A 19,174-nucleotide genomic window follows, 5' to 3' on the forward strand; every position below is an offset into this window, starting at 1 on the left:
GCGGCCTCATCGAGATCGCAGCACCAGCACCGCGGTCAGGGTCTGCCACGCGTAGATCGCGTACACGCTGCCGCGTTCCCACACCCCGACGGGCTCGACCAGCAGCACCACCGGGATCAGGCACAGCAATCCCAACCCGCCGAGCACCGTCGCCGTCGTCGCGTACCCGGGCCACGCCACGGGCGGCCGCAGGGCACGGGCTCCGGCCAGCGCCGCGGCGTTGCCTCCGACCAGTGCCAGCGCAGCACCCACCCCGTGCCAGACCGTACCCGCGCCGCTGTGCATGGTCGCGATCAGTACGTTGCCGATCACGATGGCCACCAAGCAGATTCGGAACGGCAGCGGCGGTGCGCCGCGCGTCAAGAGCCAGCCGCCCACCGGCAACAGGACGCCCTGCACGACGAACGCGGCGTTGATGACCCAGGCGAGCGGGGACGCCCCCGGCTCGCCGAGGGCACTGACGTACATGGTGGCGTAGTCGTAGCCGGCGAACGCCGACGCGCTGACGGCCTCGGCGACGAAGTAGCACACCGTGGACGCGAGCCACAGCCACGCTCCGATCCGCACGCCGGGACACTACCCGGGCGTCAGCCGAGCAGGTCGCGCACCACCGCGTCGGCCAACAGCCTGCCGCGGTCGGTGAGCACCAGCGACCCGCCGACGGTCACCAGCAGACCGCGGTCGCACAGCGCATCGGCGCGGCGCCGCTCGGCGGCGTCGAGGTCGGCGGCGAGCAGCCCGCTGCGCAAGCGCACCCGAAGCATCACGTCCTCGACGTGGCGTTCGGCGGGCGTCGGCTCCTCACCGCCCGCCACCGGCAGCTCACCGCGACCGAGCGCGTCGGCGTAGGCGTTGGGATGCTTGACGTTCCACCACCGGCGCCCGTCGACGTAACCGTGGGCCCCCGGACCCGCACCCCACCATTGCCCACCGTCCCAGTAGCCCAGATTGTGCCGACACTCCCCTCCCGGCCTGCTCCAGTTCGAGACCTCGTACCACGTCAGCCCGGCTGCCGACAGCCGCGCGTCCAGCAGTTCGTAGCGTGCCGCCAGCACGTCGTCGTCGGGCGCGGCCACCTCGCCGCGGCGCACGCGGCGCGCCAGCGCCGTGCCGTCCTCGACGATCAGCGAGTAGGCCGACACGTGGTCGACGTCCGCATCCAGGGCGGCGTCCACCGACGCCATCAGGTCGGCGTCGGTCTCCCCCGGCGTGCCGTAGATGAGGTCCAGGTTGACGTGGTCGAAGCCCTCGGCCCGCGCCTCCTTGGCCGCGGCCACCGCCCGCCCCGGCGAGTGCACGCGGTCGAGCACCTTGAGCACGTGCGGCGCCGTCGACTGCATGCCGAGCGAGATCCGGGTGTAACCGGCGTCGCGCAACGCCGCGAAGAAGCGCGGCGACGTCGACTCCGGGTTGGACTCGGTGGTGACCTCGGCGTCCGGCGCCAAGGCGAACGCGGCGCGCACGGCGTCGAGCACGGCGGCCAGGCCGGCGGCGCCCAGCATCGACGGCGTGCCCCCGCCCACGAACACCGTGTCCACCGTTCGCGGGCCGACCCGGTCTGCCGCCAGCCTCAGCTCGATGCGCAGCGCCGCGAGCCACGCATCCGGGTTGGCACCCCCGAGTTCGCTCGGCGTGTAGGTGTTGAAGTCGCAGTAGCCACAGCGCGACGCACAGAACGGCACGTGCACGTAGACACCGAAGAGATCGGCCGGACCGGTACGACTCACCACCCGCCCAGTGTGCCGGACGGGGTTTCGCGCAGCACGAGGCGAACTCTGGCCCGGTTGGGGCCGACGGCCCTTGCCATGGCACAATGGCCGACGTGACTGCCGTTTCCGGTTCGACCACCCGCGTATCGCTGGTGGCCCGTCGGCACGTCGACTTCAAGCGCGTTTGCACGTGTTGCTGTCCCGCTTGACCTGCGCTTGACTTCGGACCCTGCCCATACCCAGCTGGCCACCGGATCTGCGCTCACCGGTCCAGCCCCCGGTGCCCGCGTGCCCTCCGAGAATCCAGCTCCTCCGCGAAGGAGCCCCATGACCACCGCAGAACCCCAGCCCGCCGCCACGGCGAAGCCGGCCAAACGACCCCGCGGCGAAGGCCAGTGGGCGCTCGGCTACCGGGAACCGCTCAACGCCAACGAGCAGTCCAAGAAGGACGACAACCCGCTCAACGTCCGTGAGCGCATCGAGACCATCTACGCCAAGGGCGGCTTCGAGAGCATCGACAAGGGCGATCTGCGCGGCCGGTTCCGCTGGTGGGGCCTCTACACCCAGCGCAAGCCCGGTTACGACGGCACGTGGACCGGTGACGAGAACACCGACATGCTCGAAGACGGTTACTTCATGCTGCGGGTCCGCAGCGACGGCGGTGCGCTGACCGCGGCGGCGTTGCGCACGCTCGGCGAGATCTCGACCGAGTACGCCCGCGACACCGCCGACATCTCCGATCGCCAGAACGTGCAGTACCACTGGATTCGCGTCGAGGACATGCCGGAGATCTGGCGCCGGCTCGACGAGGTCGGACTGCAGACCACCGAGGCGTGCGGCGACTGCCCGCGCGTGGTGCTCGGCTCGCCGCTGGCCGGCGAATCGCTCGACGAGGTCATCGACGGCACGCCGGCGGTCGACGAGATCGTCAAGCGCTACATCGGCAAGAAGGAATACTCCAACCTGCCGCGCAAGTTCAAGACCGCGATCTCCGGGCTGCAGGACGTGGTGCACGAGGTCAACGACGTCGCGTTCATCGGCGTCGTGCACCCCGAGCACGGCCCCGGCTTCGACCTGTGGGTCGGCGGCGGCCTGTCCACCAACCCGATGCTGGGCCAGCGCGTCGGCGCCTGGGTGCCGCTCGACGAGGTCCCCGACGTGTGGGAAGGCGTGGTCAGCGTGTTCCGCGACTACGGCTACCGCAGGCTGCGCGCCAAGGCGCGGCTGAAGTTCCTGATCAAGGACTGGGGGGTGCAGAAGTTCCGGGAGGTCCTCGAGACCGAGTACCTGAAGCGACCCCTGATCGACGGCCCCGCCCCCGCCCCGGTGTCGCGGCCCATCGACCACGTGGGCGTGCAGCGGCTCAAGAACGGGCTCAACGCCGTGGGCGTCGCGCCCATCGCGGGCCGCGTGTCGGGCACCATCCTGTCCAAGGTCGCCGACCTCGCCGAGGCCGCGGGCAGCGACCGCATCCGGTTCACGCCGTACCAGAAGCTGATCATCCTGGACGTCCCCGACGAGAAGCTCGACGAGTTGCGTGCGGGCCTCGACGCGCTGGGCCTGCCGTCCACGCCGTCGCACTGGCGCCGCAACCTCATGGCCTGCACCGGCATCGAGTTCTGCAAGCTGAGCTTCGCCGAGACGCGCAGCCGCTCGCAGGTGCTGGTGCCCGAGTTGGAGAAGCGGCTCGACGACATCAACGCTCAGCTCGACGTGCCGGTCACCATCAACATCAACGGCTGCCCCAACTCGTGCGCCCGCATCCAGGTTGCCGACATCGGGTTCAAGGGCCAGATGGTGGACGACGGGAACGGTCCGGAGGAGGGCTTCCAGGTGCACCTGGGCGGCAGCCTGGGCCTGGACAGCGGGTTCGGGCGCAAGTTGCGCCAGCACAAGGTGCTGTCCAGCGAACTCGGCGACTACATCGAGCGCGTCGTGCGCAACTTCGTGAAACAACGCGAGGACGGCGAGCGTTTCGCCCAGTGGGCCGTGCGGGCAGACGAAGCGGATCTGCGATAGGCAGCGGCGAGTTCTCAGAAGAGGTAGGCATGACTGACTTGCGAACCGAAGACGACCTGATCGCACTCGCCGAGCGCGGCGCCGACGAACTCGCCGACGCCTCCGCCGAGGAACTGCTGCGGTGGACCGAGGAGCACTTCGGCGGGGGCCCCGACGGATCGGGCACCGACCGGTCAGGCTACGTCGTCGCGTCCAACATGCAGGACGGCGTCCTGGTGCACATGGCGGCCCAGGTCCACCCCGGCGTCGACGTGCTGTTCCTCGACACCGGGTATCACTTCGCCGAGACCATCGGCACCCGCGATGCGGTCGAGGCGGTCTACGGCGTGAACGTCGTCAACGTGCGACCCGAGCGCAGCGTCGCCGAGCAGGACGCGCTGCTGGGCAAGGACCTGTTCGCCAGCGACGCCGCCGCGTGCTGCCGCATGCGCAAGGTCGAGCCGCTCGGCAAGGCGCTGGCCGGGTACTCCGCGTGGGTGACCGGCATCCGCCGGGTGGAGGCGCCGACGCGCGCCAACGCCCCACTCATCAGCTTCGACAAGGCCTTCGGCCTGGTGAAGATCAACCCCATCGCGGCGTGGTCGGACGAGGACATGCAGTCCTACATCGACGAGCACGACGTGCTGGTCAACCCGCTGGTCGACGAGGGCTACCCGTCGATCGGTTGCGCGCCCTGCACGGCCAAGCCGCTGCCGGGCGCCGATCCGCGCAGTGGCCGCTGGGCCGGACAAGCCAAGACCGAATGCGGGCTGCACGCGTCGTGACCGGGGCCGGCCCGACGCTGGTGCTGACCGCGCACGGCAGCGCCGATCCGCGGTCGGCCGGGGTGACGCACGCCGTGGCCGGTCGGATCCGGCGGCTGCGGCCGTCGCTGGACGTGCGGGCCGCGTTCCTGGAGCAGACGGCCCCGTCGCTGGCCGACGTGTTGACCGACGCCGAGGACGCGGTGGTGACGCCGTTCCTGCTGGCCTCGGCCTACCACGCCCGGGTGGACATCCCCGCGGTGATCGCCGAGTCCGGACGGTCGATCCGACGCGCCGACACCCTGGGCGAGGATCCGGCCCTGGTGACGGTGCTGCGCCAACGTCTGATCGACGTCGGCGTGTCCGCCGACGACGACGGCCTCGGCGTCGTGGTGGTGGCCGTCGGCTCGTCGAAACCGGACGCCAATGCGCGTACCGCCTCGGTGGCGAAGCTGCTGGCACGTGGAACCCGTTGGGCCGCAACGCAGACGGCGTTCGCGACGGGGCCCTACGCGAACCTCGCCGAGTCGGTGGCCACCGTTCGCGCGGCTGGAGTTCGACGGGTGGTGATCGCACCGTGGTTCCTGGCACCCGGCCGGATCACCGACCGCGTCGCCGCGTTCGCCGCGCAGCACGACATCCTGGTGTCCGCGCCGCTGGGCTCCCACAATCTGGTGGCCGCCACGGTGCTGGACCGCTACGACGCAGTGACGTCGGCCCGCGCCGCCGCCTGAACTCCCGCTCTCGCGCGGCCGCGTCGTCCGCCGAGACGCAGGCCCCGGAGTTCACGACGCGCCGATGCCCTCGACGGCGTCGTTGCGAGGCGTGGCGTCCTGCGCGCTCCCCGCGATCGGCGGCACCCGGGTGGCGCGCACGTACACCGTGTCGCCGGCCTTCAGCCCGAGCGCCTCGGCGTCACCGCGGGTGATCTGCGCCGTGAACGCCCCGCCGGTGGTGGCGCTGGTCAGCTCCACCCTGACCTCGAATCCCAGGACGACGACACGGTCGACCACGGCCTTGGTGACCCCGGTCGACTCCGCCGTGCCGTCACCGGTGGCGATCGCCAGCTCGGGATTGCGGCCGACCCGAATGTCGTGGGGCCGCACCAGGATTCCGTTGAGCGCGGAGACGGTTCCGAGGAACGACATGACGAAGCCGTTGGCGGGTTCGTCGTAGACCTGGGTCGGGGTGCCGACCTGCTCGATGCGCCCCTTGTTGAGCACCGCGATCCGATCGGCCACGTCGAGCGCCTCGGCCTGGTCGTGCGTCACCAGCACGGTGGTGACGTGTACCTCGTCGTGCAGGCGCCGCAGCCAGGTCCGCAGGTCCTCGCGGACCTTCGCGTCGAGCGCGCCGAACGGTTCGTCGAGCAGCAGCACCTGCGGATCGACCGCGAGGGCGCGGGCCAGGGCCATGCGTTGCCGCTGCCCACCGGAGAGCTGGTTCGGGTAGCGGCGCTGGAAGCCCGCGAGGCCGACGATCTCCAGCAGTTCGTCGACCTTGGCCTTGACCTCGGCCTTGGGGCGCTTGCGGATCTTGAGCCCGAAGGCCACGTTGTCCCGCACCGTGAGGTGTTTGAACGCCGCGTAGTGCTGGAACACGAACCCGATCTCGCGGCGCTGCGGCGGCACGTGCGTGACGTCCTCGCCCTTGATCGTGATGGTGCCGCTGTCGGGCTCGTCGAGGCCGGCGATGGCACGCAGCAGGGTCGACTTGCCCGAGCCGCTGGGCCCCAGCAGGGCCGTCAACGACCCTTCCGGCACGTCGAAGTCGATGTCGTCGAGAGCGACGAAGTCGCCGTAGCGCTTGTTGGCGCCACGCACGGTGATGGCATTCGTCATCGGCGGAAGTCCTGTCGTCGTGGCCTATTTTGCCTGGCGCGCGCGCCGGGCGTCGAGGATCACCTGGGCGATGAGCACGAACACCGCGACCCCCATGAGCAGCGTCGAGATGGCGTACGCGCCGTACTGATCGCCTCGGTTGTAGCGGTCGGCGACCAGCAGCGTCAGCGTTTGAGAGGTGCCGGGAAGATTGGACGACACCATGATGACGGCGCCGAACTCACCGAGCGTACGGGCGATGGTGAGCACCACGCCGTAGGTGAGACCCCACCGGATGGACGGCAGCGTGATCTTCCAGAAGGTCTGCCACCACGACGCGCCCAGCGTCGAGGCCGCCTCCTCCTGATCGGTGCCCAGTTCGTGCAGCACCGGTTCGACCTCCCGGATCACGAACGGCACGGTGACGAAGATGCTCGCGAGCACGATGCCGGGCAGACCGAAGATGATCTTGAAACCGAGGCCTTGCTCCACGAAGCCCAGCAGCCCCGCCGATCCCCACAGCAGGATCAGCGCGACGCCGACCACGACCGGCGACACGGCGAACGGCAGGTCGATGACGGCCTGCAGCGCACTCTTGCCGCGAAACCTGTTGCGCGCCAGCACCAGTGCCGTCGGGATGCCGAAGACGACGTTGAGCGGCACCACGATGGCCACCACCAGCAGCGACAGGTTCAGCGCGGAGATGGCCGCGGGTGTGGAGATCGACGCCGCGAACGCGCCGATCCCGGGCGAGAACGCACGCCACAGGATGAGCCCTACCGGCACGATCACCAGCACGGTGACGTAGGCCAACGCGGTGTAGCGCAGCAGGTTGCGCACCAGCGGACGAGGGTTCACGAGGACAGCTCCTCGCGCCTGGCGGCCCGCGAGCCCACGGCCCGCAGGATGAACAGCACGACGAACGAGATGAGCAGCAGCACGATCGAGATGGCCGCCGCACCCGTGCGGTCGTCGTTCTCGATGAGGGTGCGGATCCACTGCGACGAGACCTCGGTCTCACCCGGCACCGCCCCGCCGATCAGCACCACGGAACCGAACTCGCCGATGGCGCGCGAGAACGCCAGCCCTGCACCGGACAGCAGTGACGGCAGCAGCGCCGGCAGGATCACGTGCGTGAAGATCGTCACGTTGTTGGCGCCCAGCGACGCGGCGGCCTCCTCCACCTCGCGGTCCAACTCGAGCAGCACGGGCTGCACCGAGCGCACCACGAACGGCAACGTGACGAACAGCAGCGCGATGCCGACACCCCACTTGGTGTGCTGCAACTCCAGCCCGACGGGGCTGTTGGGGCCGTAGAGGGCCAGCATGACGAGGCTCGCCACGATGGTCGGCAACGCGAACGGCAGGTCGATGACGGCGTCCACCAACCGCTTGCCCGGGAACTCGTCGCGCGTGAGCACCCACGCCACCAGCAACCCGAAGACGAGGTTGACGATCGTGACACCGATGGAGATCGTCAGCGTCACGCGAAACGAGGCGATGGCGGCGTTGGACGTCACCGCCTGCAAGAACGCGTCCCAGCCACCGCCTGCCGACTGCCACAGGATGGCGGCCAGCGGGAGGAGGACGATGACCGAGAGCCAGATCGCGGCGGCACCGACGCGCAGCCCGGTGGTCCCGGACCGCCCCCTGCGCGGAGAGGTCTTGGGTGCGGACAGGACCTCTGCGGTCATCCAGTGGCCTGCTTGTAGATCTTGGTGATCGAGCCGTTGTCCTTGTCGAACAGCGCCGGGTCCACCTGGCCCCACCCGCCGAGATCGGCGATGGTCCACAGCTTCGCGGGCGCCGGGAAGTCCTTGGCGAACTGCTCGGCGACGGCGGGGTCGACCGGCCGGAACCCGGCCTCGGCCCACAGCTTCTGCCCCTGCTCGGTGTAGAGGAAGTTCTTCAGCGCGTTGGCCTGCTGCTGGTGGGCGCTGCTGGTGACGACCGCGACGGGGTTCTCGATCTTGAAGGTCTGCGGCGGGTTGACGTGCTCGACGTCCTTGCCCTGCCGCTCGGTGTTGATGGCCTCGTTCTCGTAGCTGATCAGCACGTCCCCGGTGCCCTGCAGGAACAGGTCGGTGGCCTCGCGCCCGGAGCCGGGGCGGGTCTTGATGTGTTCACCGACGAGCTTGGACACGAAGTCCAGACCGGCCTGCGGATCCTTGCCGCCGTTGCTCTTGGCGGCATACGGCGCCAGCAAGTTCCACTTCGCCGACCCCGAACTCAGCGGGCTGGGGCTGACCACCTCGACGCCCGGCGCCAGCAGGTCGTCCCAGTCCTTGATGCCCTTGGGGTTGCCCTTGCGCACCACCAGTGACACCACCGAGCCGAACGGGATTCCCTTGGTGGCGTCGGCATTCCAGTCCTTGGCGACCTTGTCGGCCTTCACCAGGCGGGTGACGTCGGGCTCGACGGAGAAGTTCACGATGTCGGCGGGCTTGCCGTCGACGACGGCGCGGGACTGGTCACCGGAGGCGCCGTACGACGTGGTCACCGCGACGCCCTTGCCCTCCTCGGTGGCGGCGAAGGCCGGAATGATCTTGCTCCAGCCCGGCTCGGGTACGGCGTAGGCGACGAGGGTCAGCGTGGTGTCGGCGGCGGGCTGGCTCCCCCCACCGGCGACGTCGCTGGCACCGCCACCGCAGGCGGTCAGCATCGTTGCGGTCAGTGCGAGGGCGCCGACGGCGCGCCAGGGCTTGGTGAGGTGACGGTCGAGCATGGGGGCCTTTCCTTGACGGGGTTCGGGAGGGTGTGAGCCCGTGACGGCAAGGCGAAGGGATGTTGGTGGTCAGCCCGACGAGACGCTGCGGACCACGACCGACGCCACACCGCGAACGGTTGGGTCAGCGACAACAGGAGACGTCGGCGACGGCGCAGGCGCCCACGGCGATGAGGGCCAGGACGTGGCCCTGCGCGCGGTGCGATGCGGCGTGCATGGGTCGAACGATAACAGAGGTCATCGCTGCTGGATCAGCGGGTGAAGAACCACATCACGACGACGAGGACCAGCAGCAGCACCAGGATGAGGGTGACGCGCGAACGAGGCATGCCGGTCACACCTCGTCCGACTCGGTGTGGCGGGCGCGGTGCAGCAGGCGGATGCCGTTGCCCAGGGCGCCGTCGAGCACCATGGCCACGCCGTAGGCCAGCAGCAGCACCACCGGCATCACGATCACGGCCTGGATCACGAAGCCCAGCCCGGACAGCCACAGTTCGACGCCGTCCCACCAATTCAGAATGCCGCTCACCGTCTCCACCCTACGATCTCCTTCGTGGCCCACCCCGATGCATCGCCCCTCGACCGCACGGCCTGCCTGGTTGCCGGGGGCGGCCCAGCCGGGATGATGCTGGCGCTGCTACTCGCGCGCGCCGGCGTGGACGTGACGGTCATGGAGAAGCACGCCGACTTCCTGCGGGACTTCCGCGGTGACACCGTGCACGCCAGCACGCTGCGACTGCTCGACGAGCTGGGCTTGGGGGCAGCGTTCGCCAACCTGCCGCACCGGCTGATCGACTCGGTGAACGCCGACGTCAACGGGGCTCCACTGCGGGCCGACCTCTCCCACCTGCCGGGTCCGCACAAGCACATCGCGCTGGTTCCGCAGTGGGACTTCCTGGAGCTGCTGGCCGACGCCGCGGCAGCCGAACCGACGTTCCGGCTGCTCCGCAGCACCGAGGTGCTGGCCCCGCTGCGGGCCGGTGACCGCGTGACCGGCGTGCGCTACCGGGCCGCCGACGGCGCCGAGCACGAGATGCGGGCCGACCTGGTGGTGGCGTGCGACGGCCGGTCGTCGACGCTGCGGACGGCTGCCGGGATGTTTCCGCGCAGCTTCGGCTCGCCCATGGACGTGTGGTGGTTTCGGCTGCCTCGCCGTCAGGACGACCCGCACGGCCTCAACGGCGTGTTCCGCAACGGGCACGGTTGCGCGCTGATCGACCGGGGCGACTACTTCCAGGTGGCCTACATGATCCGCAAGGGCAGCGATGCGGCCATGCGGGCGCAGGGCATCGAGGCGTTGCGCCGCCAGATCGCCGACCTGGTGCCGTGGCTGGCCGACCGCGTCGGCGAGCTGGCGTCGTTCGACGACGTGAAGCTGCTCGACGTACAGCTCAACCGGTTGCGCCGCTGGTACTGCGACGGTCTGCTGTTCATCGGCGACGCGGCGCACGCCATGTCCCCGATCGGCGGGGTGGGGATCAACCTGGCCGTCGCCGACGCGGTGGCGGCGGCCCGACTGCTGGCAGAACCGTTGCGCCGGGGCGCGGTGACGCCGCGCGACCTGGCCAGGGTGCAGGTGCGCCGCTGGGCGCCCGCCGCGCTCATCCAGCGGATCCAGCGACTCGTCGCCGACCGGGCGATCGCACGTGTCATCACACCGGGTGCGCTGCCGCCCGGCCCCCCGCGCGCTGCGGCCATCGCGAAGCGCTTTCCTCTGCTCGGAACCATCGCGGGGTATGGCGTCGCCATCGGCCCGCTACCCGAGCACGCACCGAGTTTCGCGAAGCGGTAACGGTCGCCGCGTCGGGTGGACGCGGGCCCGCTCGTCGGTCGATGATGTCGCACATGGTCTTGCAGCCCAACGAGCCCGCGGTCGCGTCGACGGCGAACGGTCACGCCGACCACGAGCCGGAGCCGCCGTTCGCCGTCACGTCGGTGGAGCCCTACGTACCGACGGGTGCGCGGCGAAACCCGTTCCCGCCGATCGCCGACTACGCGTTCCTCTCCGACTGCGAGAACACGTGCCTGGTGTCGTCCGCCGGGTCGGTGGAATGGATGTGCGTTCCGCGCCCGGACTCCCCCAGCGTGTTCGGATCCATCCTCGACCGCGGGGCCGGCCACTTCCGGTTGGGCCCGTACGGCGTCACCGTGCCAGCGGCCCGCCGTTATCTGCCCGGCAGCCTCATCCTCGAGACCACGTGGCAGACCCACACGGGCTGGATCATCGTCCGCGACGCGCTCGTCATGGGCCCGTGGCACGACCTGGAGACGCGCTCTCGCACGCATCGGCGTACGCCGATGGACTGGGACGCCGAGCACATCCTGTTGCGCACCGTCCGCTGCGTCAGCGGCACGGTCGAACTCGTCATGTCGTGTGAGCCGTCGTTCGACTACCACCGCAGCAGCGCCACGTGGGAGTACTCGGCCGCGGCGTACGGCGAGGCGATCGCGCGGGCGGGCAAGAACCCGGACTCGCACCCGACGTTGCGCCTGACCACCAACCTGCGTTTGGGTTTGGAGGGCCACGAGGCGCGGGCGCGCACGCGGCTCACCGAGGGCGACAAGGTGTTCGTGGCACTGTCGTGGTCCAAGCATCCGGCGCCGCAGACGTTCGACGAGGCCGCCGACAAGATGTGGAAGACCAGCGAGTCGTGGCGCCAGTGGATCAACATCGGCGACTTCCCCGACCACCCGTGGCGGTCGTATCTGCAGCGCAGCGCATTGACGCTGAAGGGGCTGACGTATTCGCCCACCGGCGCCCTGCTGGCGGCGAGCACCACGTCGCTACCGGAAACGCCTCAGGGCGAACGGAACTGGGACTACCGCTACTCGTGGATCCGGGATTCCACGTTCGCGCTGTGGGGTCTGTACACGCTGGGACTCGACCGCGAGGCCGACGACTTCTTCGCGTTCATCGCCGACGTCTCGGGTGCCAACAACGGGGAACGGCATCCGCTGCAGGTGATGTACGCGGTCGGCGGGGAACGCAGTCTCGTCGAGGAGGAACTGCACCACCTGTCGGGCTATGACAACTCGCGACCGGTGCGCATCGGCAACGGTGCGTACAACCAGATGCAGCATGACATCTGGGGCACGATGCTGGATTCGGTGTACCTGCACGCGAAGTCGCGCGAGCAGATCCCGGAGATGCTGTGGCCGGTGCTGAAGAATCAGGTCGAGGAGGCCATCAAGCATTGGCGCGAGCCCGACCGCGGCATCTGGGAGGTGCGCGGCGAACCGCAGCACTTCACGTCGAGCAAGATCATGTGCTGGGTGGCGCTGGACCGCGGCGCCAAACTCGCGGAATTGCAAGGCGAGAAGAGCTACTCGCAGCAGTGGAGCACCATCGCCGAGGAGATCAAGGCCGACGTGCTGGCCAACGGCGTCGACGCGCGAGGAGTGCTGACGCAGCGCTACGGCGACGACGCGTTGGACGCGTCGCTGCTGTTGGCGGTGCTGGTGCGGTTCCTGCCGTCGGACGATCCGGTCGTGCGGAACACGGTGCTGGCGATCGCCGACGAGCTCACCGAGGACGGCCTGGTGCTGCGGTATCGCACCGAGGAGACCGACGACGGCCTTTCGGGCGAGGAGGGCTCGTTCACCATCTGCTCGTTCTGGCTGGTGTCGGCGCTCGTCGAGATCGGCGAGGTGAGCCGCGCCCGGCACCTGTGCGAGAGGTTGCTGTCGTTCGCCAGCCCGCTGCACCTGTACGCCGAGGAGATCGAACCGCGCACGGGTCGGCACCTCGGCAACTTCCCGCAGGCGTTCACCCACCTGGCACTCATCAACGCCGTGGTGCACGTCATCCGCGCCGAGGACGAGGCAGACAGCACCGGAGGGTTCCAGCCCGCGAACGCGCCCATGTAGGCCTGCCGCCGCGTACTCGATCGCGCGACGTTCCGCGTTGCGCGCGAATCGCCCCGTTCGGCGAAACCCGTTCGGCACCAGTCGGTCCGAACTCACCCGCCCCATCAGTCACACTGCACGGGGGCCGTGGGTGACGGCCCGAAGATGTCAGAGGTCGCATGTATGTTCGACTCATGCGGGCGCAGATGTTGGACGAGGCGCTGGCGACCCTGCGCGCCGGCGTGGACGCGCTCACCGCCTGTGACCTCTCGGCGTTGGAGCCCAGCGAGCGACTGCGCGTGCTCGCCGAACTGGAGACCCACCGCTGCCGAATCCCCGCGGTGGAGCACCGCCTCGTCAACTCCCTGGACGCCGACACCCCGCCATCGCAGTTGGGTGCCAAGAGTCTCGCCGATGCGTTGCAGACCCGGCTGAACCTGCACCCCAGGGAAGCCAAGCGCCGCGTCGCCATCGCCGCCGACCTCGGGCCCCGGCAATCCCTGACCGGACAGGCGATGCCACCGAAACTGCCCGCCACCGCTCTTGCGGTGTCCCACGGGGTGATCAACGCCGACCACGTGGCCGCGATCCGCGACGCCGTCGCCAAGATCCCCACCCACGTCGACCCCGTGCAGCGGTCGGAGTTGGAGGTCGCCTGGGCGCGGGCCGCCACCACCAGGGCACCGCACCAGCTGGCCGCCGATCTCAAGCGCGCGCTGTATCTGCTCGATCAGGACGGGCCGGAACCCACCGCGGACGACGGTATTCGCCGTCGCGGCATGACCGTAAGCAAGCAGGGCCCCGACGGCACCATCGCCGTGAACGTCGTGATGACCGCCGCCGCCTGGGCCGCCCTGGAGGTGCTGTTGGCGAAGTTCGCTGCTCCCGGTATGTGCAACCCCGCCGACGAGAATCCCTGCGTGTCTGGCACACCGTCAGAGGCGCAGATCGATGGTGATGACCGCACGCTGGCTCAACGCCGTCACGACGCGTTGGCGTTCCTCCACCGCACGGCATTGGACAAGGGTGAACTGGGTCGGCTCAACGGGATTCCGACGGCGATCCTGATCCGCACCACCCTCGCCGACCTGGAGTCGCGCGCCGGCGTCGGCGTCACCGGGGGTGGCACCGTGCTCACGCGGCGCGAGATCCTGCAGCTGGCCGCCCAGTCCACCACGACCGGGTTCCTGACGCTGTTCGACGATGCGACCGGCAAGGTCCTCGACCTGTTCCAAACCCGCCGCACCGCCACCGTCGTGCAACGGCTGGCGTTGATCACCCGCGACGGCGGCTGCACCAAACCCGGCTGCACGGTTCCCGCCTACGGCTGCCAGGTCCACCACGCCGCCAAGGACTTCGCCGACGGCGGCAACACCAACGTCAACGACAACGGGCTGGCGTGCGGCGGCGACAACCGGCTGGTCGGCAAGAAGGGTGGCTGGACCACCCGGTTGAACGCCCGCCACGAGGTCGAATGGCATCCACCGCCACTGCTGGACCGCGGGCAAGCCCGAATCAACACCTACCACCACCCCGAACGACTCCACCCGCCACGCGGTGGCGGGGAAAGCGGCTGCGCGGCAATGGATTCACCACCCGACGGGATGAGGGGCACCAGCGAGGCAGCCGCCGACCCACCCGGCGACGCGAGCACCGGACCAACCATCGACGACCCCTGGGCGCCCGAACAGCACCCACCGCGGGCGGCACCGCCCTGAGTACCGTCGTCAACGGGCGCCGACGGGCCCCGGCCGACTACCGCTCCCCGTGGCACACCAAGATCCGCCGCCTGCGCCGGCACCACCCACGGGCACCGTGGTTCCGTTCGTGCCGGTCGGACCCGTCAGGCGGTCGCGGCGTTGGCCAACATGCGCTCGGCCAGCCGAACGGCCTCGTCGCCCTCGTCATAAGAACAGGTCCACGTCTCCACCACGAGGTTGGCCGCCTGCGCCAGCGCGTGCCCGCACTGCCACTCCTCGAAGCCCTGCTCGACCGTGCGCTGTGCGAGCACGCCCCCCACCGACTCCAGGTCACCGACCTCCCACACGTAGGTGACGTCGACGTCGTCGACCGACACCGAGTAACCCGCGCAGTCACGCCATGTCCGCTGCGACGACTCGTGGAAGGCCTTCGCCTGCGCCTCGGACCCGAACAGCACCGCCGTCTGCTCCACCCAGTGTTCGTCGAGCTGGTCGCCCGACACCTGGTCGCGCACCGCAGTCCAGCCGCTCCCGGCGTACACGGACTTCTCGGCACCCATCACGGTGCCCAGACACCCCGGGTCCGATACGACGTCGGCGTTGTCCGACATCTCGTCGAGCTGGCCGATGACGTCCAACTCCGGAGCACCGACCAACGCGGCCAGGTCCGGCAGATCCACCAGCACGTGGTCCAGTTGGGCGGCGCGCAGCGTCGACACCGCATGCGGCGCGGACCCCGAGGCCCGTACGGCGGTGCCGGACACGGTGTGACTGCACCCCGCCGAGACCAGGCAGGCTGCTGCCACGGTGACGGCGAGCCGCCCGGTCACTTCTTCGGCTTGTCCGAGGCCGCGTCGGTGGACAGTGCTGCGACGAAGGCTTCCTGCGGCACGTCCACCCGACCGATGGTCTTCATGCGCTTCTTGCCCTCCTTCTGCTTCTCCAGCAGCTTGCGCTTGCGGGTGATGTCACCGCCGTAGCACTTGGACAGCACGTCCTTGCGGATGGCCCGGATGTTCTCGCGCGCAATGATTCTCGACCCGATGGCCGCCTGCACCGGCACCTCGAACTGCTGGCGCGGGATGAGTTCCTTGAGCTTCGAGGTCATCTTGTTGCCGTAGGCCGACGCACCGTCCTTGTGCACGATGGCGCTGAACGCGTCGACGGCCTCACCCTGCAGCAGGATGTCCACCTTCACCAGGTCGGCCTGCTGCTCGCCGGCCTCCTCGTAGTCGAGGCTCGCATACCCGCGGGTGCGTGACTTCAGCGAGTCGAAGAAGTCGAAGATGATCTCGCCCAGCGGCATCGTGTAACGCAGCTCGACGCGCTCCGGCGACAGATAGTCCATGCCTCCCAGCTCGCCGCGGCGCGCCTGACACAGCTCCATGATCGTGCCGATGAACTCGCTGGGGGCGATCACCGTGGTCTTCACGACCGGTTCGTACACCTCGCGAACCTTGCCCTCGGGCCAATCCGACGGATTGGTGACCACCAGCTCCGTGCCGTCGTCCTTGACCACGCGGTACACCACGTTGGGCGCGGTCGAGATCAGGTCGAGATTGAACTCGCGCTCCAACCGCTCACGCGTGATCTCCATGTGCAGCAGCCCCAGGAAGCCGCAGCGGAACCCGAACCCCAGTGCCACCGAGGTCTCCGGCTCGTACGTCAGCGCCGCATCGTTGAGCTGCAGCTTGTCCAGCGCCTCCCGCAGCACCGGGTAGTCCGAACCGTCGACCGGATAAAGCCCCGAATACACCATCGGGCGGGGTTCGCGATAGCCGGTGAGCGCCTCGGTGGCCCCCTTGCGGGCCGTGGTGACCGTGTCACCGACCTTCGACTGGCGGACGTCCTTCACACCGGTGATGAGGTAACCCACCTCGCCGACACCCAGCCCGTCGGACGGCTTCGGCTCGGGCGAGACGATGCCGACCTCGAGCAGCTCGTGGGTGGCGCCGGTGGACATCATCGCGATGCGCTCCCGCGGCGTGATCTTGCCGTCGACGACGCGGACGTAGGTGACCACGCCACGGTAGATGTCGTAGACCGAGTCGAAGATCATGGCCCGCGCGGGGGCATCGGGGTCGCCCGTCGGCGCAGGGACCTGCCTGACCACCTCGTCCAGCAACTCGGCGACGCCCACGCCGGTCTTGCCGGACACGCGCAGCACGTCGGACGGCTCGCAGCCGATGATGTGGGCGATCTCCCCGGCGTAGCGGTCCGGATCGGCGGCCGGCAGGTCGATCTTGTTCAACACCGGGATGATCGTGAGATCCCGGTCGAGCGCCAGGTACAGGTTGGCCAACGTCTGCGCCTCGATGCCCTGGGCGGCGTCGACCAGCAGCACGGCGCCCTCACACGCCTCCAGCGCCCGCGACACCTCGTAGGTGAAGTCGACGTGCCCGGGGGTGTCGATGAGGTGCAGCACGAAGTCCTCACCGTTCACCTGCCACGGCAGCCGCACGTTCTGGGCCTTGATCGTGATGCCGCGTTCCCGCTCGATGTCCATGCGGTCGAGGTACTGCGCACGCATGGAGCGGTCGTCGACCACGCCGGTCAGCTGCAGCATGCGATCGGCCAACGTCGACTTGCCGTGATCGATGTGGGCGATGATGCAGAAGTTCCTGATCTGCGCCGGCGCAGTGAACGTCTTGTCGGCGAAGCTGCTGATGGGAATCTCCTGGTGGGACGAGGGCACGGCAAAGCTGAGGACCGCACCCGAGCCGTTCCAGCGTAGCCAGCGACGGGCCGACCGACACAATCACGCTCACCTATGCTCGTCACATGGCGTCGCAGTGGAAGACGTTCCAGCGGTTTGTCCGGGGCACTCTCGAGGGCACGGAGAAGCTGGTGTTCACCGAGGCACCGAAGCTGATCCGCCAACTGCCCGGCACGGAGGGCCTGCAGCGCGGCATCCAGCAGGGCGTACAACAGGGAATCAGGCTGGGCATCGAGGTGGGTTTGGCCGCGCTGGCCAATGCCACCGCGCCGCCCCCGCGGGCGATCACCGCGGGCCGGCCCATCACCGACACCAGCGTGCCGACGTCGGCGCGTGCCCGACGCATCGAGTACTCCCCCGACCTGGACGGTCAGGCCGATCCCGGCGAGATCGTCTGGACCTGGGTGGTCTACGAGGACGACCCCACCCGGGGCAAGGACCGGCCCGTGCTGGTCGTGGGGCGTGACGCGTCCACGCTGCTCGGTCTCATGCTGTCCAGCCAGGACCGGCACGGTTCCGACCGCGAGTGGGTGGGCATCGGCACCGGAACGTGGGACTACGAGGGCCGCGCGAGCTGGGTGCGGCTGGACCGCGTGCTGCACGTCCCCGAGGAGGGCATCCGCCGCGAGGGCGCCGTGCTGGATCGGGAGCGGTTCGAGCGGGTCGCGATGCGGCTGCGCGCCGAGTACTCCTGGTCCTGACGCCACCCCTGCCTCACCGTGGCTGCCGCCACCCCTGCCTCACCGTGGCTGCCGCCACATCTGCCTCACCGTGGCTGCCGCCACATCTGCCTCACCGTGGCTGCCGCCACATCGGCACCAACGACGGGCCCCCGTCCGGCAATCGGATCTCCCCCGTGACCTCGAACCCGAAACGCTGGTAGTAGGGCACGTTGTCGGGGTTGCTCGACTCCAGGTACGCCGGCGCGTACTCGGCGTCGCACCGATCCAGGCGCGACCGCATCAACGCGTTGCCGTAGCCCGCACCGCGGACGCTGGGATCGCTGCCGATGATCGCGAGGTACCAGTGTGGCTCCTCGGGGTGCACCGCGGCCATGCGTTCCTCGATGGCCATGCCCCGCGACGCCGCGCCGCCGAACGTGAACATCAATTCCGGTAGGGCGCGCAACTGTTCGAGGCGCGTCTGGCGCCACTGCCCCGGCGGGTCCCACAGCGACGCGGCGCGCACGTCGCCTCCGTCCAGCGCCACCTCCATGCCGCCACGGGACAGATGGTGGTAACGCGACAGCACCGAGAACACCTTGGGCAGCTTGCGCCGCCGCACCTGCGGGTCCGGCAGCATCCAGCACATCACCGGGTCGTCGAAGAAGGCCCGGGCCAGCGTGGCCGACAGGCGGCCGACGTCGGAGCGCTGAGCGGGTCGGACGTCGGCGGATGGGCTCGTCATCCCCCCACCATGACACGCCTGGTCAACCCTGGGTGATGTACTTCTCCAGGTGCTCCTGCTGCGTCTCGAGTTCCTCCATCCGGGTCTTGACGACGTCGCCGATGCTGACGATCCCGGCGAGCCTGCCGCCGTCGAGCACCGGCACGTGCCGCACCCGGTGAGTGGTCATCAACCCGCTGAGGCTGTCCACCGAGTCGGTGGGCGTGCACGTGATCACGTGCGTGGACATGATGTCCGCGACCGCGCAATCCAAGAGTGCGGCGCCGTGCCGGTGCAGGTGCTGCACGACGTCGCGCTCGGAGACGATGCCCACCGGCTCGCCGTCGTCCACCACCACCATGGCCCCCACGTTGCGGGTGACGAGTCCGGCGAGCAGCGTCCCGACCGTCGCGTCCGGCGCCACGGTGAGCACGCCGGCACCCTTGTTCCTCAACACGTCCGCAATCCGCACCGAACGCCTCCGTTCGTGACCTACGTCACATCAGGATA

General features: G+C 69.5%; 19 protein-coding genes. 7 read left to right on the top strand and 12 right to left on the bottom strand.

The features are described 5' to 3' along the window. Positions 1-6: 6 nt before the first annotated feature. A complete protein-coding gene (locus AC30CM_RS01825) occupies positions 7-567 on the bottom strand; it encodes a DUF998 domain-containing protein (protein WP_490115113.1) in 561 nt (186 codons plus the stop codon). Between the two features lie 20 nt (positions 568-587). After that, entirely contained in the window at positions 588-1,730 is a 1,143-nt protein-coding gene (hemW, locus tag AC30CM_RS01830) for a radical SAM family heme chaperone HemW (RefSeq protein ID WP_490115114.1), read from the bottom strand. A 306-nt stretch (positions 1,731-2,036) separates the two neighbouring features. Here hemW and AC30CM_RS01835 point away from each other — a divergent pair, with 306 nt between their 5' ends. From AC30CM_RS01835 to AC30CM_RS01845, 3 genes are read left to right on the top strand one after another with little or no spacing between them, the layout of a single operon-like run. Further along, complete coding sequence (locus AC30CM_RS01835; RefSeq protein WP_490115115.1) at positions 2,037-3,728, top strand: nitrite/sulfite reductase; 1,692 nt, start codon at positions 2,037-2,039, stop codon at positions 3,726-3,728. Between the two features lie 29 nt (positions 3,729-3,757). After that, complete coding sequence (locus AC30CM_RS01840) at positions 3,758-4,492, top strand: phosphoadenylyl-sulfate reductase (RefSeq protein WP_490115116.1); 735 nt, start codon at positions 3,758-3,760, stop codon at positions 4,490-4,492. Beyond that, a complete protein-coding gene (locus AC30CM_RS01845; RefSeq protein WP_490115117.1) occupies positions 4,471-5,205 on the top strand; it encodes a sirohydrochlorin chelatase in 735 nt (244 codons plus the stop codon). The genes AC30CM_RS01840 and AC30CM_RS01845 overlap by 22 nt, the downstream gene beginning before the upstream one ends. 51 nt (positions 5,206-5,256) lie before the next feature. Here the strand turns inward: AC30CM_RS01845 and AC30CM_RS01850 are convergent, their stop codons facing one another. The 6 genes from AC30CM_RS01850 to AC30CM_RS01875 all read right to left on the bottom strand — a co-directional run bounded on the left by AC30CM_RS01850 (position 5,257) and on the right by AC30CM_RS01875 (position 9,545). Beyond that, entirely contained in the window at positions 5,257-6,312 is a 1,056-nt protein-coding gene (locus AC30CM_RS01850; RefSeq protein ID WP_490115118.1) for a sulfate/molybdate ABC transporter ATP-binding protein, read from the bottom strand. Positions 6,313-6,336: 24 nt separating this feature from the next. Then, positions 6,337-7,149: a sulfate ABC transporter permease subunit CysW gene (gene cysW / locus AC30CM_RS01855; protein WP_490115119.1), complete on the bottom strand. Its 813-nt coding sequence runs from the start codon at positions 7,147-7,149 to the stop codon at positions 6,337-6,339. Continuing rightward, complete coding sequence (gene cysT, locus AC30CM_RS01860; protein WP_490115120.1) at positions 7,146-7,985, bottom strand: sulfate ABC transporter permease subunit CysT; 840 nt, start codon at positions 7,983-7,985, stop codon at positions 7,146-7,148. Before cysT ends, cysW begins: the two co-directional genes overlap by 4 nt. After that, positions 7,982-9,016 (bottom strand): sulfate ABC transporter substrate-binding protein, encoded by a 1,035-nt coding sequence (locus AC30CM_RS01865; RefSeq protein WP_490115121.1) that lies wholly within the window; start codon positions 9,014-9,016, stop codon positions 7,982-7,984. Before AC30CM_RS01865 ends, cysT begins: the two co-directional genes overlap by 4 nt. Before the next feature lie 124 nt (positions 9,017-9,140). Continuing rightward, positions 9,141-9,233 carry an Ms4533A family Cys-rich leader peptide gene (locus tag AC30CM_RS01870; protein ID WP_490115122.1) on the bottom strand — a complete coding sequence of 31 codons (93 nt, stop codon included), beginning with the start codon at positions 9,231-9,233 and terminating at the stop codon, positions 9,141-9,143. Between the two features lie 117 nt (positions 9,234-9,350). Beyond that, entirely contained in the window at positions 9,351-9,545 is a 195-nt protein-coding gene (locus AC30CM_RS01875; RefSeq protein WP_490115123.1) for a hypothetical protein, read from the bottom strand. A gap of 24 nt (positions 9,546-9,569) precedes the next feature. Here AC30CM_RS01875 and AC30CM_RS01880 point away from each other — a divergent pair, with 24 nt between their 5' ends. The 3 genes from AC30CM_RS01880 to AC30CM_RS01890 all read left to right on the top strand — a co-directional run bounded on the left by AC30CM_RS01880 (position 9,570) and on the right by AC30CM_RS01890 (position 14,580). Continuing rightward, positions 9,570-10,808, top strand: coding sequence for an FAD-dependent oxidoreductase (locus AC30CM_RS01880; RefSeq protein WP_490115124.1), 1,239 nt, complete (start codon positions 9,570-9,572; stop codon positions 10,806-10,808). Between the two features lie 53 nt (positions 10,809-10,861). Next, entirely contained in the window at positions 10,862-12,883 is a 2,022-nt protein-coding gene (locus AC30CM_RS01885) for a glycoside hydrolase family 15 protein (RefSeq protein WP_490115125.1), read from the top strand. A 158-nt stretch (positions 12,884-13,041) separates the two neighbouring features. Continuing rightward, positions 13,042-14,580 carry an HNH endonuclease signature motif containing protein gene (locus AC30CM_RS01890; protein WP_490115126.1) on the top strand — a complete coding sequence of 513 codons (1,539 nt, stop codon included), beginning with the start codon at positions 13,042-13,044 and terminating at the stop codon, positions 14,578-14,580. Between the two features lie 125 nt (positions 14,581-14,705). Here the strand turns inward: AC30CM_RS01890 and AC30CM_RS01895 are convergent, their stop codons facing one another. Further along, a complete protein-coding gene (locus tag AC30CM_RS01895) occupies positions 14,706-15,392 on the bottom strand; it encodes a sensor domain-containing protein (protein WP_490115127.1) in 687 nt (228 codons plus the stop codon). Continuing rightward, on the bottom strand, positions 15,389-17,257 hold the full coding sequence (gene lepA / locus AC30CM_RS01900; RefSeq protein ID WP_490115128.1) for a translation elongation factor 4: 1,869 nt from the start codon (positions 17,255-17,257) through the stop codon (positions 15,389-15,391). Before lepA ends, AC30CM_RS01895 begins: the two co-directional genes overlap by 4 nt. A gap of 86 nt (positions 17,258-17,343) precedes the next feature. Here lepA and AC30CM_RS01905 point away from each other — a divergent pair, with 86 nt between their 5' ends. Continuing rightward, positions 17,344-17,979 carry a type II toxin-antitoxin system PemK/MazF family toxin gene (locus tag AC30CM_RS01905; protein ID WP_490115129.1) on the top strand — a complete coding sequence of 212 codons (636 nt, stop codon included), beginning with the start codon at positions 17,344-17,346 and terminating at the stop codon, positions 17,977-17,979. 91 nt (positions 17,980-18,070) lie between these two features. On the opposite strand, the gene AC30CM_RS01910 is transcribed toward AC30CM_RS01905, so the two are convergent. Both AC30CM_RS01910 and AC30CM_RS01915 read right to left on the bottom strand, forming a co-directional pair. Continuing rightward, a complete protein-coding gene (locus AC30CM_RS01910) occupies positions 18,071-18,685 on the bottom strand; it encodes a GNAT family N-acetyltransferase (protein ID WP_490115130.1) in 615 nt (204 codons plus the stop codon). A gap of 22 nt (positions 18,686-18,707) precedes the next feature. Then, a complete protein-coding gene (locus AC30CM_RS01915; RefSeq protein ID WP_490115131.1) occupies positions 18,708-19,136 on the bottom strand; it encodes a CBS domain-containing protein in 429 nt (142 codons plus the stop codon). Between the last annotated feature and the right edge of the window lie 38 nt (positions 19,137-19,174).

The sequence above is a fragment of the Mycobacterium sp. DHQP2018-32-09 genome, assembly GCF_058148405.1.